This is a genomic window from Paucibacter sp. B51, from assembly GCF_027863535.1.
In the GTDB taxonomy this organism is placed as follows: Bacteria; Pseudomonadota; Gammaproteobacteria; order Burkholderiales; family Burkholderiaceae_C; genus Paucibacter_A; species Paucibacter_A aquatilis.
This window is the reverse complement of record NZ_JAPIVN010000001.1, coordinates 3,935,633-3,958,390: the sequence shown is the minus strand read 5'-3', so window position 1 is coordinate 3,958,390 and position 22,758 is coordinate 3,935,633. Positions and strand designations below refer to the sequence as shown.

The window sequence follows — 22,758 nt, the reverse complement described above, 5'->3', positions numbered from 1 at the left end:
CGCCGGCTTCAGATCTTCAGGGCCTCGGCATAGCCGGTCAGCTCCAGATAGCCCAGGCCGCTGCGTCGGCCACTGGCGTCCAGCAGCTCGGCCGCGCCCTCCCAGTAGCGGATGCCGGCGCCGGCGCGGCCGTGGATCTCTTGGTCGTCCATCAGGGCGCGCAGGCGCTGCTCACCCTGCGGCGTGCGCAGCCGCCATTCGAGGGGATAGCGTGCGCCACCGCGCGGGCTGGCCCACAGGCGCCCGGGCTGCAGCTGCACCTGCTCGGGCCCCAGCGCCTCGGTCCGACCATCGGGCCGGCGCCAGCTGCCACCGCTCCACAGCGTGCTGCCGTCGGCCCGGCGCAGGCGAAACACGGTCAGCGCGCCACCATCGCTGAGGTTGATGCCGGCCCAGTCCCAACCCACAGCGGCATCCTGGCTGGCGCCGGCTTCGGCGCCGGGCTTGCCGAGCAGATTGTTGCTCCATTCGTGGTCCAGCCAGGATCGGCCTTGCAGGCGCAAGACCTGACCCTCCAGCCGCAACTCCGCCTGGCTCAGCAGCTGCACCTGGCTGTAGTAGTGGCTGAACTGATCGGGCTGCGGCCCTTTGCGTGAGTAGCCGCCGTCGCCCTGCAGCAGCAGGGCCTGGCTGGTCTGCAAGTTCAGGCGCAGCTCGAACCCGGCGCTGCGGCTGCGCAGCAGGGCTTGGTAGGCGTGGCCGCCCGGCAGGTTCTGGCGTTGCAGCGACCAGTCGCCCATGCGCAGCTGGCAGTCTTGCTCACTCGCTTCATGGAGGCCGGCCACGGCCCGGCCCAGGCGCTGGTCGTGGCGCAGCCGCCCGCCGGGGCGCAGATCGCTCAAAGCGCCATGGGCCAGCATCAGCTGGCGCGCGGCCAGGGCGCTGGGGTGATCGAGCGGCGCCGGGCCGCGGCGGCGGAAAAAGGTCAGCTGGTAGCCAAACTCGGGCTCGCTGCGGCCCTCGCGCGCCATGCAGCCGGTCAGGTACCACCATTCGATGGCGGTCTCCGGGTGGGCGCCGAAGTCGCGCGGAAACTGCAGGCGCGTGGCCGGGGCTTGCGGCGCCGCCCAAGCCGCCGTGCCCGCTACCGGACCCAAACTGGCCGCTGCCGCCTGCAGCAGCCAGGCGCGGCGGCGCCGGAGCAGGGCCTTCGCTTCCGCCGACATCACCAGTCCTCCTTCACGGCCTGCACCGCATGCTCGCCAATCGCCTGGCGCCCAGCCAGCACGGCCGCCAGCACGCCGGCCACGAACACCGCGGCCACCAAGGCCGCCAGGCGCGCGATCGGCAGGCTCATGTCCATGCTCCAGTGGAAGCTCTGCGGGTTGACCACCCAGATCAGCACGGCGCTCAAACCCAGGCCCAGGCCCAGGCCGGCCAGGGCGCCGACACCGCAGAGCAGCAGCGATTCCAGGCCCAGCAGGCGCAGCACATCGGCGCGCCGGAAGCCCAGGTGCAAGAGCAGGCCGAACTCGCGCCGCCGCGCCAGAGCCTGGGCGGACTGGGCCGCGGCGATGCCGAACAGGCCGATGGCCAGGGCCACCGCTTGCAGCCAGACGGTGACCGCAAAGCTGCGGTCGAAGATCTGCAGCGACAGGCTGCGCAGCTCGCCCACAGCCGCGATCTCCAGGTCTTGCGGCGCCGCGGCCAGGGCGCGCAAGGCCTCACTGCGGCTGCTCGCATCCGCGCCGGGCGGCAGCCAGAGGTAGAGCTCGGTGATGCGGCGGTCGCCACTCCAGGCCTGGTAAGCCACCAGCGGCATCAGCAGGGCGCCGCTCTGGCGCGCGTAATCGCGCCAGACCCCGCGCACAAAGACGGGCAGGGCGGGGCCCTGCGGGCTCAGGCGCAGCTGGCTGCGCTGGCCCGGCTGCAGACGCAGGCTGTCGCGCAGGGCTTCGCTGATGTAGATCGGGGTCAGGTCTTGCGAGCCGGCCGGCGGCGCTGCGAGCGGGCCGGCCAGGGGCAGGTCTTGCTCGCGCAGCTCACGGGCTTGCAGGGCCGGCAGCTCCTGCTCGGGCGCGAGCCCATCGATCCAGACATCGCGGCTGCGCTGCAGGCTCAGTCGCTGGACCTGGCCGCTCTGGCGCACCGCTTCGATCAGTTCGGGCGGCAAGGGCGCCTGGTGCCCGCCCTCGCCACGCAGGGCCGAGCGCAGGTAGAGATCGGCCGGCAGCATCTGGCTCAACCACTGGCTGAGCGAATCGCGGAAGCTGCCCACCATCACCAGCATGGCCACCGACAGGCTCAGCGCCACCAGCACGCCGGCCAGGGCGCGGCTGGCCTCACCGGCCTGATCGCGGGCGCGCTCACGCATCAGCAGCAAGCCAGCACTGGGGCGAAGCCAGGCCAAGGCGCGCAGGCTCAGCCGCAGCAGCAAGGGCACGCAGGCCATGCCACCGGCCAGCATGGCCAGCATGGCGGCATAGGCCGCCACCGGCACGCCGGCCAGCCAGGCCGGCCAAGTCGGGCTGGGCAGCAAAGCCAGCAGGCCCCCGAGCGCCAGCAGACCCGGCCCCAGCCACACCGGTGCGCCGCCGCCCAGGCGCTGGCCCAGGCCTTTGAGCACCTGGGCCACCGGCATGCGCTGCACGCTGCGCGCCGGGAACCAGGCGCTGAGCAGGCTGACCGCCAGGCCCAGGCCGCCGAACACCGCGGCGGCCGGCAGCTGCTCAGCGGTGAAGCGCAGAGTGGGCCGCATGCCGCTGACCGCCGCCAGGCCCAGATCGCTGCCCAGCAGCTGCAAGCCCAGGCGGGCCAACTGCCAGCCCAGCAGCAGGCCGAGCGCGCTGCCCAGCAGGCCCAGGGCCAGGCCCTCCATCAAGACCAAGGCCATGCGCTCGCGCGCACTCATGCCCAGCACGCCGAGCAGAGCCCATTGCGGCAGGCGCTGCGCCACCGAAAGCGAGAGCACGGCAAACACCAAAAAGCTGCCGGTGAACAAGGCCATCAGCGAGAGCACGCCGAGGTTGACGCGGTAGGCCTGGGTCAGCCGCCCCAGGCGCGCGCCTTCATCGGGCGGCGGGCTGAGCGTGAGGCCGGGGCCCAAGCGCTGCGCGGCCCGCCATTCCTCCAGTGACAGGCCTGGCGCCAGGCGCAGGTCCACCCGGTCGAGCTGGTCCAGGCGGCCGAACAGAACTTGAGCCGCGGCGATGTCGAGGATGGCGCGTGGCGGCCCGCCATCGGGGCTGGCCGCTGCGACCTGAAAGCTCAGGCTTTGCACGGCCCCGCTGTCGGGTGCCGCCCCACGCAAGCGCAAGACCTGACCCTCCGGCATGGGCTCGCTGAGGCCCAGCCGGCGCAAGGCAGCGGCGTTGAGGTGGATGCGGCCGGGGTCCAGGCCGTCCAGCGGCGAGGCGAGGCGCGGCAGCAGATCGGGCTGGATGGCGCCGGCCTGCAGCAGGTCCAGGCCCAGCACGGTCAGGTTGAAGGGGCGGCCTTGGGCGTCGAGCGCCTGGGCCTGGCCTTGCAGCACGGGCGAGGCGTGGTCGACCCCGTCCAGGTTCGCGACCGCCGCGTAGTCTGCATCACGAAGCGACGTACCCGCCTGACTGCGCAGCACCAGATCGGGCTGGCCATTGAGGCTGGCTGCGGCGCTGCCAAATTCGGCCAGGGCGGCGCCGTTGAGCAGGTGCACGCCGTAGGACAGGGCCACGCCCAGGGCGATGGCCAGCACGGCCAGGGCCTGACGCCCGGCCTGGTGGCGCAGGGCCGGCCAGGAGAGCGCACGCAGCCAGACGAACAGGCGCATCGCGTGGCGCATCAGGCGGAGGGGCTGCCCATCAGGTCTTCCAGGCGCAGGCAGCGGTCGGCCCGCTCGGCGGCGCGTTCGGAATGGGTCACCAGCAGGCAGGCTGCGCCCTGTTCGCGCACCTGGGCCAGCAGCAGATCGAGCACGGCGCTGGCACTGCGGCTGTCGAGATTGCCGGTGGGTTCATCGGCAAGCACCAGGGCCGGCTTGTGGACCAGGGCGCGGGCGATGGCCACGCGTTGCAGCTGGCCGCCCGAGAGCTGGCGCGGCAGCCGCTCGCCCAAACTGCCCAAGCCCACGGCATCCAGCATGTCTTGCACGCGCTGGGCATCGGGCCGACCGAGCAGCAGCAAGGGCAGGGCGACGTTGTCGCGCACGCTCAAATAGGGCAGCACATGAAAGGCCTGGAACACAAAGCCGAGCTGCTGGCGCCGCAGCAGGGCACGCTCGCCCTCGTTCAGGCCTTCGAGCTGCTGGCCCAGCAGCTGCACGCTGCCGCTGTCCAGCTCGTCCAGACCGGCCAGGCAGTTGAGCAAAGTGCTTTTGCCCGAACCCGATTCGCCCAGCAAGGCCACCAGCTCACCCCGGCGCAGCAGCAAGTCAATGCCCGAGAACACCGGCGTGTGCCCATAGCTCTTGCTCAGGCCGCGGGCCAGCAGCAGGGGCAGCTCGGTCATGCCTTCAGCTCCAGGCCATCGGCCTGCAGGATTTTCTGCAGCAGGGCCAGCACTTGCAGCTGTGCTTGCGGGTGATCGCAGGCCACGATCTGGCGCTGCGGCATGCTGCGCAGCCAGGTGATCTGGCGTTTGGCCAGCTGGCGGGTGGCAGCGCTGCCGCGTTCGGCCAGGGTGCTGAAATCACCGCTGTCCAGCGCCTCCCAGGTCTGGCGGTAGCCCACGCAGCGCATGGAGGGCAGGTCCAGGCTGAGGTCGCCGCGTGCGCGCAGGGCTTTCACTTCCTCGATCAGGCCGTCTTGCAGCATCTGCTCGAAGCGCTGGTCCAGGCGGCGGTGCAGCCAGGCCCGGTCGCTGGGCTCGAGCGAGATCAGCGGCCAATCGACCCCTTCGCTGCGCTGCTGGTGCAGCTCGCTCATCGGCCGGCCGGCCAGCTGGCAGACCTCGAGCGCGCGCTGGATGCGCTGCGAATCGAGCGGTGCCAGCCGGGCGGCGGTGACGGGGTCCAAGCGGGCCAGCTCTTCATGCAGGGCCGGCCAGCCCAGGCGAGCGGCGCGCTCGTCGATCTCACGACGCAGGGCCTCGTCGGCCTGCGGCATGTCGCTCAGGCCATCGAACAAGGCCTTGAAGTAGAGCATGGTGCCGCCCACCAGCAGGGGCAGGCGGCCGCGCGCCAGGATCTCGGCGCTGAGGCGCCTGGCGTCCGCCACGAACTCGGCCGCCGAGTAGGCCTCGGTCGGCTCGATCACATCGATCAGGTGGTGCGGCACGGCGGCCAGCTCGGCCCTCGTGGGCTTGGCCGTGCCGATGTCCATGCCGCGGTAGACCAGGGCCGAGTCGACGCTGATCACCTCCACCGGCAGAAACTCGGCCGCGGCCAGGGCGGCCGCGGTCTTGCCCGAACCGGTGGGGCCGGCGATGCAAATGGGCCGGCGAAACACCGCAGGGGCCTGGGCCTGGCTCATCATCAGTCGAAACGCTCCCAGGGGGTCAGGAAGCGCCACTGGCCGACCGGCAGATTGCCCAGATTGATGCGGCCGATGCGCACGCGCTTGAGGCCCACCACCTTGAGGCCGACCAGCTCGCACATGCGGCGGATCTGGCGCTTGCGGCCTTCGCGCAGCACAAAGCGCAGCTGGTCTTCGTTCTGCCAGCTGACCTTGGCCGGCTTCAGCTGCACGCCGTCCAGCTCGAGGCCATGGTTGAGCAGGGCCAGGTCTTCGGCCGGCAGGCGGCCGTCTTCACTCTTGACGCCGTTGCGGCCCTGGTACTCGACACGCACCAGGTATTCCTTCTCGACCGTCGAATCCTCGCCGATCAGCAGCTTGGCGATGCGGCCGTCCTGGGTCAGCACCAAGAGGCCGGTGGAGTCGATGTCCAGGCGCCCGGCCGGGGCCAGACCGCGACTGTGGCCGATGTGGTACTTGATGCCCGAGCTGTCTTCGCTCCACTGCGCATCGGACTTGATCAGCACCGAGGCGGGCTCGTAGCCGTCTTCGGCCTGGCCGGAGACGTAGCCGATGGGCTTGTGCAGCAGGATGGTGACGCGCTTGGCCTGCTCCTTGTGGGCCAACGGGTCGACCTCGATCTTGGCATCGGACTTGACGCGCTGGCCCAGCACGGCCAGCTTGCCGTCCACGCGCACCCAGCCGGCGGCGATCCATTCATCGGCTTCGCGGCGCGAGGCCAGGCCGAGCACGCCCATCTGCTTGGACAGGCGCACGCCTTCGCTGTTGGCGTCGACAAAGACTTCGTCGCGGTCGTCACCGTCATCGCCCTCGTCCAGCTGGCGGCGCAGCTTGGCCGCTGCTTCGCGCAGATGCGCGGGCAGCTGTTCGCCGGCGCGGGTTTGCGCGCTGGGCCGGGGGGTGTTGTAGCCCGGGCCGCCGCTGTGGCGGCGCTGGTCCTGGCGGGCGAATTCAGGCCGCTGCTCATTGCCGCCGGGGCGCTGGTTCTCGCGATAGCCCTCGCGGTATCCACCGCGCGGCTCGCCACGCGGGCTGCCATAGCCACCACTGAAACCGCCGCCGAACCCACCGTCATTGCGGCGCGGCTCCTGGGCATAGCTGGGCCGCTGGCCTTGCCAACGGTCTTCACGCGGGCCCGGGGCTCCGCGCTCATCGGGGTGGCGGCGCGGGCCTTGCGGCGCCTGGCCGAAACCGGGGCGGCGGTCCTCGTAACGCGGGCGCTGCGCGTCCCGTGAGTCCCGTGGATCGCGTGCATCACGGAACTCGGGTCGGCCGCCGCCGTCGCGGCGCGGGTCGGGGCGACCCTCGTAACGGGGGGCAGAGCGGTTGTCGAAACGGTTGTCGCCTCGGTGCTCGAAGCGTCCCTCGTTGCGGCCCTCATTTCGTCCTTCACCGCGGCCTTCACTGCGGCCTTCACTGCGGCCTTCACTGCGGCCCTCATGCCGGCTCTCGAATCGCGGGCCTTCGTTGCGCCAGCCATCGCGTGCCGGCGGGCGTTGACCCGGGCCACCGGGGCGCGCATCAGGGCGCGAATCAGGGCGCGAATCAGGGCGACCACCAGGGCGCCCGCCAGGGCCACCGGGGCCGCTCGGTCGGTCACCACGCGGGCGGTCTGTGTCGCTGCGGCGCTGCGCTTTGTTTTGCTCGCGTTGTTCGAACTGGGCCTGGCGCTGCTCGCGCTCGGCTTTGGCGGCTTCCAGGCTTTGGCGCGGGCGAGACACGCCTTTGCCGCGGATGGGCGCGCGGCGCTCGCCATCGGCATTGCGTTTGTTGCCGGAACCGGGCGGGCCTGCAGTCTTCTTGTTGAGTTTCAAAGTGGCCATGATGCCTCCGAGGTTCCGTCGAAAAAAGAGAGAAATTGAGTCAAGGAAAAGCGAGCCCGCGCGCGCACTGGGCGCCAGCGAGGGGGCTCAGCGCCCGCGCAGGAAGAGCGCGTCCAGCTCACGCATGCTGAGCTGGCGCCAGGTCGGTCGCCCATGATTGCATTGATCGGCGCGTTCGGTGCGCTCCATATCGCGCAACAAGGCATTCATTTCGTCCAGACTGAGCTGGCGGTTGGCCCGGACCGCGCCGTGGCAGGCCATGGTGGCCAGGATTTCGTGCTGGGCGCGCTCAATGGCATGGCTGGCATCGAACTGTGCCAGCTCGGCCAGCACGCCACGGGCCAGCTCGACCACATCACCGCCAGCCAGGGCCGCCGGCCGCGCGCGCACCGCCAGCATCTTGGCCGAGAGCGGCGCCACATCGAGGCCCAGGCGCTGCAGGGCCTCGGCGTGCGCCTCGGCCGTGGCGATCTCCTGGGCCGTGGCGGCAAAGGTGACGGGGATCAGGAGCGGCTGCGATTCAATTGCCGCCGCACCCAGGCTGGCCTTGAGCCGCTCGTAGACCACGCGCTCGTGGGCCGCATGCATGTCGACGATGACCAGGCCCTGGGCGTTCTCGGCCAGCACATAAACACCCTGGATCTGGGCAATCGCCCGGCCCAGGGGCCAGTCGTGCTCGGGCAGGGGCGTGCCGCTGCGAACAGCCAGGGCGTCGGCGTTGGGCCCCGCGGGTGCGGGGTCAGGTCTTGCGGGCTTGGCATCAGCGTTGGAGTTGGCATTGGCATTGGCATTGGCATTGGCATTGGCATGGCTGGCCGTGCTGTAGCTGAAGGCCGGTGCCGTCTGGCCGTAGAGCGTGGCCACCTCGGCCAGGCCCAGCGAGGCCTGCTTGTTGCTGCGCCAGCTGGGCGTGCCCGCGTAGAGCGGCGGGCTGGCCTCAGCGGCCTGCTGGCTTGCGGCGTGTTGAGCGGGCTGGAACCAGGCGGGGGTGCTGCCCGGCGCGGTGCGAACGGTCGGCGGCTCGGCGTCGCCCGCCGCAGTCGATGCGACTTCCGCTGAACGCGAGGTGGCCAGCGCATCCTGCACGGCGTAGCGCACGCGCTGGTGCACCTCGCGGCCGTCGCGGAAGCGGACCTCGATCTTGGTCGGGTGCACATTGACATCGACCCGGTCCGGGGCGATCTCGATGAAGAGCACATAGCAGGGCTGGCGGTGGCCGTGCAGCACGTCCTCGTAGGCGGAGCGGATGCCGTGGGCGATCAGCTTGTCGCGCACATAGCGGCCGTTGACGTAGACGTACTGCATGTCGGCGCGGCTGCGCGCCGCCTCGGGCAGGCCGGCGCGGCCGTAGATGCGCAGCGGGCCGTTCTCGGCATAGACCGGGCGGCTCTCGGCCATGAATTCGTCACCGAGCACATCGGCCAGGCGCGCTTCCGAGCTGCCAGAGCGCCATTGCTCGACCAGCTTGCCTTCGTGCCAGACGGTGAAGCCGACATCGGGCCGGGCCAGGGCGTGGCGGCGCACGGATTCCAAGCAATGGGCCAGCTCGGTGGCGTCGGTTTTCAGGAATTTGCGGCGGGCCGGGGTGCTGAAGAACAGCTCGCGCACCTCGACGCTGGTGCCGCGCGAGCGGGCGGCGGGCACCAGCTCGCCCGAGCGCGCATCCAGCCGGTGGGCATGGGCGGCACCGGCAAAGCGGCTGGCCACCGACATCTCGGCCACCGAAGAAATGGCGGCCAGAGCCTCGCCGCGGAAGCCCATGGTGGCCACCGATTCCAGCTCGTCCAGCGAGCGGATCTTGCTGGTGGCGTGGCGCTTGAGCGCCAGGGGCAGCTCTTCGGCGGGGATGCCCAGCCCGTCGTCCTCCACCACGATGGCGCGCACGCCGCCCGCCATCAGCTTGACCTGGATCTGGCTGGCGCCTGCGTCCAGGGCGTTGTCCACCAGCTCACGCACGACCGAGGCCGGCCGCTCCACCACCTCGCCGGCGGCGATCTGGCTGATCAGTTCATCGGGGAGCTCGCGGATGGTGCGGCGAGAGGCCGCCGGAGCGGGACTGTCTGGGGAGGGCGCAGCAGAGGAGGGAGAAGACTCGGGGGTGGAAACATCCATGCCGCTATTGTAAGAAGGCCCCGTGCCTCAGCCGGGCAGGCCGGCCAGAAAGGCCGCCAAAGCCGTGTTGAAAGCCTCGGGCGCCTCCAGCGAGGGCAGGTGGGCCACGCCGGGCATGACCGTGCGACGGGCACCCGGGATGCGTGCCGCCATGGCCTCGCAGCGCGGGAAGAAGTAGCCCAGATCCAGGTCGCCCCAGAGCAGCTCGGTCGGGGCGCTGATCTGCTCCAGCCGCGGCCAGCTGGGTTCGGCTTCGAGGGCTGTGCCCGGCGGCGTGGCGCGCAGCATGCGATCGTCCATGTCCAGGAAGAGCGCCCGTGCCGCGCCGCTGACACGGCCGGCCGGGCTGCTCGGGCCATCCAGCCAGAGGGCGGCCAGGGCTTCGTTGGCGGCAGCGAGATCGCCGGCTTCGTAGGCGGCATCGGCTGCCGCGTCCATGGCCTGTTCCTGCGCGTTGAGTTCCGGTGCCGGGACGCCATTGACCGCCGGCGCCACCAAAAAGAGACCGGCCACGCGCTCGGGGCGCTCGAGCGCCGCCTCCAGCGCCAGGCGCCCGCCCAAGGAGCAGCCCACCAGCACGGCGCGAGACAAGCCCGCGGCGTCCATCACGGCCCACAGGTCGGCCAGGTGAGAGAACGGCGCCGCCTGTTCGATCTCCACGCCGCCGTAGCCGCGCCGGTCATAGGCCAGCACCGTGCGCTCGGCGGCAAAGGTCTCGAGCTGGGCCAGCCAGAGCCGGTGATCGCAGACACCTGCATGCAAGAACACCAGCGGCGGCAACTCGGAGCCTGGGTGGCGCTGAAGGCGTGCGGGCAGTCGGGCACCTGGTACCTGAAAAGTAACGGAAGTAGTCATGGCAGGCTCGTGACGATCAAGGGACGGATGGGCATTCTGGCCGAGCTGCGGCGTTCTGAGGCTTGCTGTGATGCCGCTTGTGCGCCTGGCGCGAGCGCCGGTGGGCCGAGCACGCAGGCCCTGGGGTTGGAAGACCGCTGCTTCACCACCTGCCCCGCTGCGCGCGTTGAGTGCACCATGATCACACCATGAGCACGCCATGAGCGCGCCACATGCCGGCCCCATAATGCGCCGCCATGGAACTGCTCACCTTTTTGATCGACTTCATCGTCCATGTGGACAAACACATTGCCGCCTTCGTGGCCAGCTATGGCGCCTGGGTCTATGCGCTGCTGTTTTTGATCCTGTTCGTGGAGACCGGCGTTGTCGTGATGCCTTTTCTTCCTGGCGACTCGCTGCTGTTTGTTGTCGGGGCCTTGTGCGGTGCTGGCCTGATCAGCCTGCCCCTGGTCCTGGTGGTCATGCTGGTGGCGGCCATTTTGGGCGACCAGTGCAACTACATGATCGGCCGCTACTTCGGGCCCAAGGTGTTTCAGTGGGAGCAGTCGCGCTTTTTCAACCGCCGCGCCTTCGATGCGGCCCATGCGTTCTACGAGCGCCACGGCGGCATCACCATCGTGCTGGCGCGCTTCATGCCATTTGTGCGCACCTTTGCGCCCTTTGTGGCCGGCGTGGCGGCCATGAGCCGCGCCAAGTTCAGCGCCTACAACATCATCGGTGCCCTGATCTGGGTGCTGGGCATCACCTTGCTGGGCTATGCCTTTGGCAACCTCGCCTGGGTGCAGGCCAATTTCTCCAAGATCATCTGGGCCATGATCCTGATCCCAGGTCTGTTGGCCATCGCCGGCGGATTGCGGGCCAAGCAGCAGGCCTGATTTCAGGCCGCTCGCCCTTGCTGTGCTCGCTGTTGCAGCCAGCGCAGCAAGGGCTCGAAACACACCTGGGGCGAAAAGTGCTGTCGGGCATAGGCATGGGCGGCCATGCCCATGGCGGCGCGGGCCCCGCTGTCTTCAAGCAAACGTGCGCAGGCCTCGGCGAACATGAGCGGATCGTCGCAGCGGACCAGGGCCTGGCCGCCGTCCTCGGGCAGGCCGCGCGCGCCCTCCAGCGTGCTGACCAGGGGCAGACCATGGCCCAGGGCTTCCACGCTTTTGATCTTGAGCCCGGCACCCCAGCGCACCGGGTTGATGGCGACGTCGATGCCACCCCAGGCCTGCTTGAAGTCGGCCACAAAGCCGTGGCGATGGAAGCCGGTGAACTCCGGCCGCCAACGCTCGCTCAGCCAGCCGAAGAGGTGGAGTTCGATGCCAGCCACCCGGGTGCCCAGATGGGGCCAGACTTGGTCGGCGAACCAGTCCATGCCATGCAGATTGGCCGACCAGTCGCTGCCGATCAGCCCCAGGTGGCGGCGCTTCGCCTGCATCGGCAAGGCCGCGAACTGCACCGGGTGCGGCGCCAGCAAGGCGCGCTCACCCAGGGCTGCTTGTACCCGCGCATGGTCCTCCGATTGAATCAACAACACGCGCTGGTAGCGGCTGAAAAGCGCCAGCTCCTGCTCCCAGCTCAAGCGGGTGTGCGCCGCGACGCCCTGCGCCCGGCGTGAGGCGGCGGCCTGACTCTCCAGGTCATGGGTATCCAAGACGGCGGCCACGCCTTGCGGCAGCAGATCACGCAAACCATGCACGCTGAGACGTTGGAAGATGCAGGCATCGAAGCGCTGGCTGGCGCAGATCTGCTGGAATCGCGCCCGTTCGGCGGCTTCGCCCTGCAGGCCAGGCGCCGCAGCATCCACGTCATGGAGCTCGGCCTGCACGCGCAGACGTGCCAGGAGCTGTCGCTCTTGCGCGCTCAGCGAGCCCAGGTAGAGCAGGCTGAGCTGGCAATGGGCTCCCAGCAGCCACACCATGGCCAGAACCCGGGTGCGTTCGCCGGCACCCATGCGCCAGAAAGGGATGCGCGTCACCATGAGCACGCGGGGCTTCATGGGAGGCCTTCGCCGCAAGAAGGGCGGGTGGCCTGTGCGGCCAGCAGGGCCTGGCACTGAGCCAGGACGGTGGCGACGGTGTCCTCCTGACGGTAGCTGCGGTGAGCTTCGGCAAAAGCTTGCGCGGCCAGCCGGTAACGCGGCTCCGTCAAGACATGCTGCAAGAGCTGAGGCAGTCGCCCGACCTCGTCGATCAACAGACCGGCGGCAAGGCCTTGGGTCTGCAGGCGGTGGGCGCTCATCCATTGCTCGGTTTGCATGGGCAGCAGGGCCAGCGGTTTGCCGGCCAGCAACATCAAGGCCGTGGTGCCGGCGCCGCCGTGGCACAAGGCCAGATCGCACTGCGCGCTGACCTCAGCCATGGCCAGCGGCTCGGCACTGATGTGCACCGTTCCATGGCTGTGCTGGTCCAGGGTTTTGCGGGCCACGCCGGGCACATGCACCAGGCAAGAGGCGGGCATGCGGTGGAGGGCCTGCAAGACCGTCTCCAAGGGGGCATAGCCCGGCTTCAGATAGGCGAAGATGCGCGGGCCGGGCACCTTGGGCCAGGCCGGGCTTCGGCCCTGGTTCAGCAAGAACACCGGACCCAGTCGCGCGGTCTCAGCCGCACGCAGCGCGGGCGGATAGGGGTCCAGCGCTTCAAAGCTGCACAGCGCTTGCGCCTCCACGTCGAACAAGTGGGCCAGCGTCTTCAGCGGTGGTTCACCCAGGGCGGCCAGCACCTGGTTGGCATGACCCAGGACATGGGCTTCGGAATCGGCCAAACGCGCGCCAAGGGCCGGCTGCCACCAGGCGAACTGAGGCAAAGGGTGGCGGGCCGGCGGGATGCAGAACCCATCGCCAAAATGCAGGCGGGGCAGGCCGAGGCCGCGGCTGGCCAGCAAGGCGGTCGGTGCGTGGTCGAGTACCAGCAAGTCGGGTTTCAACAGCTGCCACAGCTGCCGCCAGGCCCGGCAGATGCCGGTCAGGGCCTGCGGCTTGAGAAAGCCAGCTGGCATCAGCAACTCGGCATAGCTGATGGGGCTGGGCAGTTGCGTCAGGCGGCCCAGCCACAAGGGTGCTTGCAAGGCCGTGAAGCCATGGGGTTGCAACAGGGCTTCGGCGCCGAGCAGGTCTCTGACCACAAACACCGGGCGGTGGCCCTGGGACCGCAAGGCCTGGGCCAAAGGCAGGAGGCGCGCCAGATGGCCGTAGTCCCCGCCCAGCTCCCAGGCAATCACAACAGTGGCCATCGACCGATCACTCCACACCGACAAAAAACTTTGCGAAAACAGACACGGCGCCCGGAGGCGCCGCGCTTGAAAGAGCGCGAGGCCTCCCTCAGGAAGCCTCGATCTCAAGGGCTCTGGCTGATCCCTGGGGTGGCTCAGTCTTGAGCTTGACCGCCCTTCTTGCGGCGGCTGGTGGCCGCGAGGCCAGCCAGGCTCAGACCCAGCAGGGCCAGCGAGCTGGGCTCGGGGATGTTGGCCGTGGGGCCGATGTGGAAATTGGCCGGATTGCCCCAGCTGAAGGGGTCACCCGAGCGCGCCGTGGCCGAACCGGCGCCGCCGCCACCACATTCCCACAGCGCGACTGGGCCATCGCCCTTGGCAGCCAGGGTCGGGCAATCGCCGTAACCGCCACCGCCGTCGCTGGCGAGGTCGCCGCTGACCGTGGCGATGATGTCGTAGTCCAGGGTGAAGCTTTCACCGGCGCCGATCATGCCCAGGCTGACATTGAAGTTGGCGTCATTGGCATAGCTGCTGGCGCAATCCATATAGCCGCCCAGGCTGCCCAGATCGTCGCTGACGCAGCTCTGGTTGCCGTTGATGTCCTGGCTGCGGGTGGTGCGGTCGCGGGCAATGGCCTGACCGTTCTTGCTCACTTGCAGCAGCAGGTCGGCGAAGCCCAGGCCGGTGCCGTTGATCGAGGTTTCACCGCTGTCCACATGGAAAGAGAAATTGAACAGCTGGGCCACACCGGTGGTGTTGGTGAAGGTGCGGCTGTAGCGGGTGCTGGTGGTGGCGCTGAAGTTGCCCGTACCGGTCACGCGGGCGCCGAAATAGCTGGTGGCACCGGCATCTCCATAGGTATGGAAGAACACGGAACCTTCCGCCTGGCTGCGATCCAGGTAGAAGTCGGCGCCGGTGGCTGTGGTGCTGGGCGGGCTCTCGATCATGCCGTCTTGCGTGCTGCCGTTGCCCGGCAGGGCATAGGTGGCGGCGAGCGTGATTTGCCCGTCGTTGGGATTGCCCACCACCACGGGGCCGGCCAGTGCGGCGCCGGAGAGGAACGCCAGAACCCCGGCGCTGACGGTCTTGATTGGGAAATGTTGCTGTGCCATCTGAGGAATGCTTTCTGCTGCGAAATGTGAAATAGGGCACGGGTCAAGGCAGCAAGTTTCAGACCAGCTGTGGCAAATCCAGCAGTTACAGCAGGGTTTCGTTGCAATGGGCGCTCAATGGCAAGTCCACCGACATTCGGGTTTCTACGAGCTATTGCGTGATGGGCGCAGGCTGACGAAACCTCAACTCAGGGCGCGATGACGCGCCAGCGGCGGGTTCTTGGCGAAATAGCGTGCGATGCCGGTGGCCAAGGCCTCGACCAGCTTGGCCTGGTATTCGGGGTCACGCAGCTTGGCCTCTTCCTCGGGGTTGGAGATGAAGGCGGTCTCGACCAGGATGGAGGGCACATCGGGTGCCTTGAGCACGGCAAAACCCGCTTGCTCGACCCGGCGCTTGTGCAAGGTGCCGACCCGGCCGATCTGGCCCAGCACCTCACTGCCGAGCTTGAGGCTGTCCTTGATCTGAGCGGTGGTGCTCATGTCCAACATGGCCTTGAGCAAGCTGGCATCCTTCACCGCCGCGTTGACGCCGCCAACCAGATCGGCCGCATTCTCGCGGTTGGCCATCCATTTCGCGGCTTGGCTGCTGGCCGCACCATCGCTGAGCGCGAACACCGAGGCGCCGCGTGCCTGCGGCGTGAAGAACGCGTCGGCGTGGATGGACACGAACAGATCGGCCTGCACGCGCCGTGCTTTCTGCACCCGCTCGCGCAGCGGCACAAAGAAATCGGCATCGCGGGTCAGCAGCACGCGCATGTTCGGATTGCGGTTGAGGCGTTCGCGCAACTGCTGAGCAATGGCCAGCACCACATCCTTCTCGCGCAGGCCGCTGGGCCCGATGGCGCCAGGATCCTCGCCACCATGGCCAGGATCGAGGGCAATGACGATGAGCCGGTCCAGCTTGGCTTGCGAGGGTTCAGCCGGAGCCGGGGCGGGCAGGTTGACCTGCGGGGCCGGGGTGTTCTGCGCTGCAGGTGCAGACGCCGCACTGGCGCCGGACTTGGCGGCGCCGGGCGCATTGAGCGCCGGTTTGTCGAGCTTGGCAATCAGCTCACCCAAGGCGTCTTGCACCGACTGCGCGGCCTCGCGCTCGGCCTGATCTTTTTCTTGGATCAAGGCCAGCAGGGGGTCGACGGCCACCTTGGGGTAGAGGTCAAACACCAGGCGGTGCTGGTAGGCGGCCACCGGCGCCAGGGTGAAGATCTGCGGCGCCACCGGCTGCTTCAGGTCCAGCACGATGCGCACCACGCGCGGCGTGTTCTGGCCCACTCGCACGCCGGCGATGAAGGGGTCGTCGGCCTTGACCTTGCCCAGCAGGCCGCGCAGATTGGGGCTGAGCTCCAGGCCATCGACATCGATGACCAGGCGGTCGGGCGCCTCCACCATGAAATGGGTGGCGGCCAGGGCCTTGTCGGATTCCAAGGTCACCCGGGTGTAGGCCTCGGCCGGCCAGACCCGCACAGCGACGATGGTGCTGTTGGCGCCATGGCTGCTCGGTGCTGCCGCAGCCGCGGGCAGGCGCAGCAGCAGGGCCAGGCTGCCCATGGCCCGGAGGGCGCGGCGTCGCTCGGCGCTCATACCGGGCCTCCTGGGATTTCGAGGGCCTGAAGCTCTTGCAGCAAGACCTGACCCCGTGCCGTGCCAGCGCGCAGCTCGACGGTGCGGCTGTCATCGTTCTCGGTGTTCAGATGCACCTGCAGATCGGCATCGGGCAGCATGCCGGCGGCTTTCTCGGGCCATTCGCTGAGCTTGAGGCCAGGGGCGGTGAAGATATCGCGAAAGCCCGCGTCTTCCCACTCGCGCGGGTCGCTGAAGCGGTAGAAATCGAAATGGCTGACGAGGCCCTGGCCGCCCCAGTCGGCGAGGTCGTAGCTCTCCAGCACGGCGTAACTCGGGCTCTTGATGCGCCCGGCCACCCCCAGCGCTCGCAGCAGATGGCGCACCAGGCTGGTCTTGCCGGCGCCGAGGCTGCCGTGCAGCTCCAGATTGGCATCACGCAAAGAAGGGCAGCGCGCCAGGCGCTCGGCAAAGGCCTGGGTGGCGGCCTCATCGGGCCAGCGCAGAGAGCGGGTTTCTAGAATGCGCAAATGACGCAGGCTCCACAACAGTCGAACACAAACAGCAAGCCGGGCACAGCGGGCTTGGATGCCGACGGCCTGATGGCCGCGCTGCGCCGCTGGGCGCTGGAGCTTGGATTCTCACAGATTGGCGTGGCCGATATCGATCTGCACAGCGCCGAAGCCGGTTTGCTGGCCTGGCTGGAGGCGGGTTTCCACGGCTCCATGCACTATATGCAAAGCCATGGCCTCAAGCGCGCGCGGCCGGCGGAGCTGGTGCCAGGCACGCTGCGGGTGCTGAGCTTGCGCATGGACTACCTGCCGCGCGACAGCGGCGCCGACTGGCAGGCCGTGGAATGGCAGCGCCTGGCCGATCCGCAGCGCGCCCAGATCTCGCTCTACGCCCGGGGGCGCGACTATCACAAGGTCCTGCGCGCCCGCCTACAGCAGCTGGCCACGCGTTTGAGCGAGGCCGTGGGCCCTTTCGGTTACCGCGTGTTCACCGATTCGGCGCCGGTGCTGGAGGTGGAGCTGGCCTCGCGCTCCGGCATCGGTTGGCGCGGCAAGCACACCCTGACCCTGCACCGCGATGTGGGCTCGATGTTCTTTCTGGGCGAGATCTACATCGACCTGCCCCTGCCGCTGAGCGAGCCGGTCACGGCCCATTGCGGGCAATGCAGCGCCTGCCTGGCGGCCTGCCCGACGGGCGCCATCGTTGCACCCTACCGGGTCGATGCGCGGCGCTGTGTGTCTTACCTGACCATCGAACATGATGGCGCCATTCCCCTCGAGTTGCGGCCCTTGATCGGCAACCGCCTCTACGGCTGCGACGACTGCCAGCTGATCTGTCCCTGGAACAAGTTTGCCCAGAAGGCCCAGCTGGCCGATTTCGATGCCCGCCCGGCCATGGCCGGCGGAGATTTGCTGAGCTACTGGTCCTGGAGCGAGGAACAGTTCCTGCGCCAGACCGAGGGCTCGGCCATGCGCCGCATCGGCCATGGCCGCTGGCAGCGAAATCTGGCCGTGGTCTCGGGCAATGCCTTGCGTCAGCGCGAATGGCCAGCCCTGCGCGCGGTCTTGCTGACCCAGCGCGCCCAGGCCGGCGAGCTGCTGGCCGAGCATCTGGACTGGGCGCTGGCGCAAAACGCCGAAGTGGCCGCTACAGAAAGCGCAGCACCATCAGCCACAGCGGCAGGCTGAGCATGCCCAGCAGGGTAGACAGGGTGACCAGGCCGGCGACAAAAGGCCCGTTGCCGCCCATGCGCACGGCCAGCACATAGGCACTCGAGGCGGTCGGCAGGGCGGTGAACATCAGCAAGGTGGCGCGCTGCGGCGCCGGCAGCTGCAGGGCCAGTGCCAGGCTCAGGCCGACCAGCGGCAAGGCCAGGTGGCGGATGCCGAGCAGGGCGGCCGCCAGGCGCGGCGCATCACGCAGGGCGCCGAAGCGCAGGCCGGCGCCCACCGCCATCAGGCCCAGGGGCAGGGCGGCCAGGCCGATACGGTGCAAGGTCAGGGCGGCCGGTTCAGGCAGCTTCAGGCCGAGGAGATTGCCGGTCAGGCCGGCCAGGGTGGCCAGGATCAGTGGGTTGCGCGCCAGCTCGCGCACATAGCCGTGACCGCCATGCCGGGCCAGCGGCCAGACGGCGGCGACATTGCAGATTGGCACGCACAAGGCAATCAGCAGCGCCACCCAGGCGACGCCTTGCGCGCCGTGCAGGCGTTCGGCCAGGGCCAGGGCGATGAAGGAGTTGAAGCGAAACGCCGTCTGCGCGCCCGAGGCGTGCAGGCGCGCATCCACGCCGGGCAGGGCGCGCAGGCTGTAGGCCAGCAGCACGCCGGCCAGGCAGCTGAGCACGCCGCCCAGGGCCAGATCGGCCGTGGCGCCGGGCTGCAGCGGCGTGCGCAAAATGGAGTTGAAGAGCAGGACCGGGAACAGCAGGTAGTAAACCAGGCGCTCGGCCGCCTCCCAGACCGGGCGGTCCAGGCCGCTGTAACGGCAGAGCAGAAAACCGCAAAGAATCAGCAGGAAGTCGGGCAGCAGCAAATAGACGTCGGGCATAGGTGCCAGTGTGCCAGCGCGGCTGAGCGGGCGAAGGCATGCGCCGGCATGAGCAGAGCCGGAAGGGCGCATTTCCTGCTACCTCTCAGCGCGCCGGGCCAGCCACTCGGGGCGCGCTCGGTAACAGGTATCGTTGAGGCCTTGTCGCGACTACCGGCTTCTTGCCCGCACCATGGCTGTTGTTGTTCCCTCGGCCCACCCGGCCCGCATTGCTTCTTCGACCCTTGTGACGGGCGCTGCGCGTCGCCGCTTCTTGCTTTCGCTCGGTGCGGCCGTCGTGGGCAGTGCCTGGTTGGCCCGCCCGGCCCAGGCTTTCAAGTACGAGGACCAGGAGTTCGAGGACAAGATCCAGCTGGCCGGCAGCAGCTTGGTCCTCAATGGCGTGGGCAAGCGCGCCGTTTCGATTCTTCGCGGCTATGTGGCAGGTTTGTACCTGAGCCACAAAGCCACCTCACCCGAGGCCGTCTATGCCACATCGGGACCCAAGCGGGTGCAGATCCGCATGTTGCTGGAGGTGGGCGCCGAGGAGTTCGTCAAGGCTGTCAACAAAGGCGTGGGCCGCAACTGCAGCGAGGCCGAGAAAGAGGCGCTGAGCACGCGGCTGCCCCAGTTCACGCAAAACCTGCAGTCGGTGGGCAAGGTGCGCAAGAACGACCTAATCAACATCGATTTTCTGCCCGAGCAGGGCACGGTGTTGATCGTGAACGGCAAGCAATGGGGTCAGGCCGTGCCTGGGGCTGATCTGTACACCGCATTCCTGAAGGTGTTTTTGGGCGAGAAACCCGTGGACAAGCGCCTCAAGGCCGGCTTGCTGGGCGAAACCACCAGCTGATCTGCGCAGGCTACGTAGAAATGCGAGCCGGACTGCTCGGCGGCCGGGCTAGGATGGTGAGAAATTCACCCTCGGAGATTGGCATGACCTTGAAGCACCCGAAGCGCAATACCTCGCAGAGCCTGAACATCAACCGCCGCCGCGCCTGCCTGCGCGCCAGCGTGGCGGCCGCCGGCAGCCTGATGCTGGGCCTGGGGGCGGTGAGTTCGGCCCAGGCCCAGGCAGCCTATCCCAGCGCCAAGCCGGTGCGCCTGATCGTGCCCTTCGCTCCGGGCGGCACCACCGACATCATCGCCCGCGTGGTGGCTGAAAAGGTCAACCAGGCCTTGGGTCAAACTATGTTGGTCGAGAACAAGGCCGGTGGCGGCGGCAAGATCGGGGCCAATGAAATCTCCAAGGCGGTGGCCGATGGCTACACCCTGGGCGTGGCCACGGTGTCCACCACGGCGGCCAACCCGGCCATCGACCCCAAGATCCCCTACAACCCGATCAGCGACTTCACACCCATCATCAATATGGCGGCCACGCCGAACGTGATTGCGGTGCACCCGAGCTTTCCCGCCCGCGACTACAAGAGTTTTGTGGCCGAGCTGAAGAAGAGCCCGGGCAAACACAGCTACGCCAGTTCGGGCACCGGCGGCATCGGCCATCTGCAGATGGAGCTGTACAAGAGCTTGTCCGGCGTTTTCGTGCTGCACATCCCGTACCGCGGCGCGGGCCCGGCCCTGAACGACACCGTGGCTGGCCAGGTGCCCATCATTTTCGACAACCTGCCTTCGGCGCTGCCCTTCATCAAGGATGGCCGCTTGATCCCCATCGTCGTGGCCGCACCCAGTCGCTTGGCGGTGCTGCCCAATGTGCCCACGTTCAAAGAGATGGGCCTGGAGCCTGTCAATCGCATGGCCTACTACGGTGTGCACGGTCCCAAGAATCTGCCCAAGGACGTCGTAACCAAGGTGCATGATGCAGTCAAGAAGACGCTGGAGCTGCCCGACGTCAAAAAGCGCATCGAGGACACAGGTTCCCTGATCGTTGCCAACACCCCCGAGCAGTTCGCCGCCCAGATCAGTGCCGAGTTTGATGTCTACAAAAAGGTCGTCGAGAAGCAAAAGCTCAAGCTCGACTGAGGCCCAGGGCACTGCACCCTCGGCCGCGCAGCGCGTGGCCGAACTCGCCAGTCAGCAGGGCATCGAGGCCTTTGTCGAGGCCCTGTGGCTGGAGGACGGCTTGGCCGGCAATTCTTTGCAGGCCTATCGGCGCGACCTGACCCTGTTGGCCCAATGGCTGGCTGCGCACGCACAGCGCTCGCTCGACGCCTGCAGCGAGGCCGATCTGCATGCCTATGCCATGTCCCGCCACGCGGGCAGTAAGACCAGCAGCGCAAACCGGCGGCTGAGTGTGTTCAAGCGCTACTTCCGCTGGGCCCTGCGTGAGCAGCGCCTGGGGCAAGACCCGACCCTCAAGCTGGCCAATGCCAAGACCCCGCTGCGCGTGCCCAAGCTGCTCAGCCAGGCCCAGGTCGAGGCCTTGCTGCAAGCGCCCGATGTGGGCAACGAACTGGGCCTGCGCGACCGCGCCATGCTGGAGCTGATGTATGCCAGTGGCCTGCGCGTGACCGAGCTGGTGACGCTCAAAAGCGTGCATGTCGGCTTCCGCGAGGCAGTGTTGCGCATCACCGGCAAGGGCAGCAAGGAGCGCCTCGTGCCCTTTGGCGAAGAAGCGCATGGCTGGCTGATGCGTTACTTGCAGGAGGCGCGGCCGTTGCTGCTCAAGAGCCATGCCTGCGATGCCTTGTTCGTGACCGTGCGCGGCGAAGGCATGACGCGCCAGATGTTCTGGACCTTGGTCAAGAAGTACGCGCTGCAAGCAGGCATCCTGAGTCCCATCTCACCGCACACCTTGCGCCATGCCTTCGCCACCCATTTGCTCAACCATGGCGCCGATCTGCGCGTGGTGCAGCTGTTGCTGGGTCATGCCGATCTGTCCACCACGCAGATCTACACCCATGTGGCGCGCGAACGCCTGAAGCTGATTCACGCCCAACACCACCCGCGCGCGTGACGGCCAGGCTCTTGGGTGTCAGCGAGCCACTGGCAAGGGGGAGGGCGGCTTGATCTCTTCCAGGCAAATCATCGAGCGGATGTCGGCCACACCGCGGATCTGCATCAGCCGGTCGGTCAGGAATTGGGACAGCGACTTCAGGTCGCTGGCCACCACCTTGAGCAGGTAGTCGCAGTCGCCCGAAACGGTGTGGCATTCCAGGATCTCGGGGAAGTCGCGGATCAAGCCCTCGATCTCGCGCACCCGGTCGAAGGCTTCGCCGTCGATATTGAGGCTGACAAAAGCCGTCACGCCCAGGCCCAGGCTTTGCGGCGTCACCAGAGCGCGGTAGCCGCGCAGCACGCCGCGCTCTTCCAGGGCCTTGACGCGCCGGAAACACTGAGGGGGCGAGAGATGCACCTGCGCCGCCAGCTCCACATTGGAGGCCCGGCCATCGCGTTGCAGGGCCTCGATCAGGCGGCGGTCGATGGTGTCCAGCTTGGTGGCGGCGTCGGTCATGGCGGGCTCTGGGAGTGGGCGTGGGAACGGGCGCGGGAACGGGCGTGGTAAGGGGCAAGACAGAGATTGGCGGGCATTTGCGGCGCAAGTTCAGTCTTGTGTCACGGCAGGGGCGCGACAATTGCGGCCATGGATCATAGTTTTCTCTCCGCCTTCATCCTGCTCTTGCTGGTGCTGGACCCGCTCGGCAGCTTGCCCATCTTCATCGGCATCATGCGCGAGGTGCCCAAGGAACGCCGGGCCCGCGTGGCCACCCGCGAGGTGGGCCTGGCCGCCATCGTGCTGCTGGCCTTCATGTTCTTTGGCGACAGCTTTTTGAGCGTCATGCACCTGTCCGAGCGTTCGCTCGAAGTGGCCGGTGGCGTGATCCTGCTGATCATCGCCATCAAGATGATCTTCGGCAGCGCCGGTGAATCGGCCTACGGCCTGGAGCCGGGCAAGGAGCCCTTCATCTTTCCGTTGGCCGTGCCCTTGCTGGCCGGCCCCTCGGCCATGGCGACCGTGCTGCTTCTGGCCTCGCGCCAGCCCGAGCGCATCTGGGATTGGATCGGCGCGCTGTGCGCGGCGATGTGGGTCTCGGGCCTGACCTTGCTGATGGCCGATCGCATTCGCCGCCTGCTCGGCGATTCGGTGATCTCGGCCATCGAGAAGCTGATGGGCCTGGTGCTGACGGCCATCGCGGTGGAGATGTGCCTGGCCGGCCTCAAGCGCTATTTCATCGGCGGCCTCTGAGCACTGCCCTCGCAGACACAAGCCCGGCGCGC

20 protein-coding genes are annotated in these 22,758 nt (G+C 68.3%); 6 read left to right on the top strand and 14 right to left on the bottom strand.

All coding sequences use genetic code 11. The annotated features are described in order from the left end of the window. Positions 1 to 8 precede the first annotated feature (8 nt). The 7 genes from OOB33_RS16735 to OOB33_RS16705 all read right to left on the bottom strand — a co-directional run bounded on the left by OOB33_RS16735 (position 9) and on the right by OOB33_RS16705 (position 10,180). Positions 9 to 1,166, bottom strand: coding sequence for a lipocalin-like domain-containing protein (locus OOB33_RS16735; protein ID WP_271009502.1), 1,158 nt, complete (start codon positions 1,164 to 1,166; stop codon positions 9 to 11). Then, on the bottom strand, positions 1,166 to 3,760 hold the full coding sequence (locus tag OOB33_RS16730; protein ID WP_271009501.1) for an ABC transporter permease: 2,595 nt from the start codon (positions 3,758 to 3,760) through the stop codon (positions 1,166 to 1,168). The genes OOB33_RS16735 and OOB33_RS16730 overlap by 1 nt, the downstream gene beginning before the upstream one ends. Further along, positions 3,760 to 4,425, bottom strand: coding sequence for an ABC transporter ATP-binding protein (locus OOB33_RS16725; RefSeq protein WP_271009500.1), 666 nt, complete (start codon positions 4,423 to 4,425; stop codon positions 3,760 to 3,762). The genes OOB33_RS16730 and OOB33_RS16725 overlap by 1 nt, the downstream gene beginning before the upstream one ends. Further along, positions 4,422 to 5,387, bottom strand: a complete 966-nt coding sequence (miaA, locus tag OOB33_RS16720; protein WP_442953047.1) for a tRNA (adenosine(37)-N6)-dimethylallyltransferase MiaA — start codon at positions 5,385 to 5,387, stop codon at positions 4,422 to 4,424. Before miaA ends, OOB33_RS16725 begins: the two co-directional genes overlap by 4 nt. Before the next feature lie 2 nt (positions 5,388 to 5,389). Continuing rightward, entirely contained in the window at positions 5,390 to 7,213 is a 1,824-nt protein-coding gene (locus tag OOB33_RS16715) for a pseudouridine synthase (RefSeq protein ID WP_271009498.1), read from the bottom strand. Between the two features lie 87 nt (positions 7,214 to 7,300). After that, entirely contained in the window at positions 7,301 to 9,325 is a 2,025-nt protein-coding gene (mutL, locus tag OOB33_RS16710; protein ID WP_271009497.1) for a DNA mismatch repair endonuclease MutL, read from the bottom strand. Between the two features lie 27 nt (positions 9,326 to 9,352). After that, complete coding sequence (locus OOB33_RS16705) at positions 9,353 to 10,180, bottom strand: alpha/beta fold hydrolase (protein ID WP_271009496.1); 828 nt, start codon at positions 10,178 to 10,180, stop codon at positions 9,353 to 9,355. A gap of 236 nt (positions 10,181 to 10,416) precedes the next feature. Here OOB33_RS16705 and OOB33_RS16700 point away from each other — a divergent pair, with 236 nt between their 5' ends. Next, positions 10,417 to 11,055 (top strand): DedA family protein, encoded by a 639-nt coding sequence (locus OOB33_RS16700; protein ID WP_171826355.1) that lies wholly within the window; start codon positions 10,417 to 10,419, stop codon positions 11,053 to 11,055. A gap of 2 nt (positions 11,056 to 11,057) precedes the next feature. Here OOB33_RS16700 and OOB33_RS16695 read toward each other — a convergent pair whose 3' ends face one another. The 5 genes from OOB33_RS16695 to tsaE form a co-directional block, all read right to left on the bottom strand. Further along, positions 11,058 to 12,164, bottom strand: a complete 1,107-nt coding sequence (locus OOB33_RS16695; RefSeq protein WP_102766704.1) for a glycosyltransferase — start codon at positions 12,162 to 12,164, stop codon at positions 11,058 to 11,060. Beyond that, positions 12,161 to 13,396 (bottom strand): glycosyltransferase, encoded by a 1,236-nt coding sequence (locus tag OOB33_RS16690; RefSeq protein WP_271009495.1) that lies wholly within the window; start codon positions 13,394 to 13,396, stop codon positions 12,161 to 12,163. The genes OOB33_RS16695 and OOB33_RS16690 overlap by 4 nt, the downstream gene beginning before the upstream one ends. A gap of 134 nt (positions 13,397 to 13,530) precedes the next feature. Then, complete coding sequence (locus OOB33_RS16685) at positions 13,531 to 14,487, bottom strand: PEP-CTERM sorting domain-containing protein (RefSeq protein WP_207795898.1); 957 nt, start codon at positions 14,485 to 14,487, stop codon at positions 13,531 to 13,533. 183 nt (positions 14,488 to 14,670) lie between these two features. Further along, a complete protein-coding gene (locus OOB33_RS16680; RefSeq protein ID WP_271009494.1) occupies positions 14,671 to 16,065 on the bottom strand; it encodes an N-acetylmuramoyl-L-alanine amidase in 1,395 nt (464 codons plus the stop codon). Next, the gene (gene tsaE, locus OOB33_RS16675; RefSeq protein ID WP_271009493.1) at positions 16,062 to 16,574 is read right to left on the bottom strand and encodes a tRNA (adenosine(37)-N6)-threonylcarbamoyltransferase complex ATPase subunit type 1 TsaE; all 513 of its coding nucleotides are present in this window, start codon (positions 16,572 to 16,574) and stop codon (positions 16,062 to 16,064) included. The genes OOB33_RS16680 and tsaE overlap by 4 nt, the downstream gene beginning before the upstream one ends. A 72-nt stretch (positions 16,575 to 16,646) precedes the next feature. Here tsaE and queG point away from each other — a divergent pair, with 72 nt between their 5' ends. Further along, on the top strand, positions 16,647 to 17,744 hold the full coding sequence (gene queG / locus OOB33_RS16670; RefSeq protein ID WP_271010073.1) for a tRNA epoxyqueuosine(34) reductase QueG: 1,098 nt from the start codon (positions 16,647 to 16,649) through the stop codon (positions 17,742 to 17,744). Here queG and OOB33_RS16665 read toward each other — a convergent pair. Further along, a complete protein-coding gene (locus OOB33_RS16665; protein ID WP_271009492.1) occupies positions 17,704 to 18,603 on the bottom strand; it encodes an AEC family transporter in 900 nt (299 codons plus the stop codon). The genes queG and OOB33_RS16665 overlap by 41 nt on opposite strands. Positions 18,604 to 18,775: 172 nt before the next feature. On the opposite strand from OOB33_RS16665, the gene OOB33_RS16660 reads away from it, so the two are divergent. The 3 genes from OOB33_RS16660 (at position 18,776) to xerD (ending at position 21,496) form a co-directional block, all read left to right on the top strand. After that, a complete protein-coding gene (locus OOB33_RS16660; protein ID WP_271009491.1) occupies positions 18,776 to 19,435 on the top strand; it encodes a chalcone isomerase family protein in 660 nt (219 codons plus the stop codon). Between the two features lie 182 nt (positions 19,436 to 19,617). Further along, positions 19,618 to 20,562, top strand: a complete 945-nt coding sequence (locus tag OOB33_RS16655; RefSeq protein ID WP_271010072.1) for a tripartite tricarboxylate transporter substrate binding protein BugE — start codon at positions 19,618 to 19,620, stop codon at positions 20,560 to 20,562. Next, on the top strand, positions 20,516 to 21,496 hold the full coding sequence (xerD, locus tag OOB33_RS16650; RefSeq protein ID WP_271009490.1) for a site-specific tyrosine recombinase XerD: 981 nt from the start codon (positions 20,516 to 20,518) through the stop codon (positions 21,494 to 21,496). Before OOB33_RS16655 ends, xerD begins: the two co-directional genes overlap by 47 nt. A gap of 18 nt (positions 21,497 to 21,514) precedes the next feature. Here xerD and OOB33_RS16645 read toward each other — a convergent pair whose 3' ends face one another. Further along, the gene (locus tag OOB33_RS16645) at positions 21,515 to 21,994 is read right to left on the bottom strand and encodes an Lrp/AsnC family transcriptional regulator (RefSeq protein ID WP_102766698.1); all 480 of its coding nucleotides are present in this window, start codon (positions 21,992 to 21,994) and stop codon (positions 21,515 to 21,517) included. A gap of 129 nt (positions 21,995 to 22,123) precedes the next feature. Here OOB33_RS16645 and OOB33_RS16640 point away from each other — a divergent pair, with 129 nt between their 5' ends. Continuing rightward, a complete protein-coding gene (locus OOB33_RS16640; RefSeq protein ID WP_102766697.1) occupies positions 22,124 to 22,726 on the top strand; it encodes a MarC family protein in 603 nt (200 codons plus the stop codon). The last annotated feature ends 32 nt before the right edge of the window (positions 22,727 to 22,758 follow it).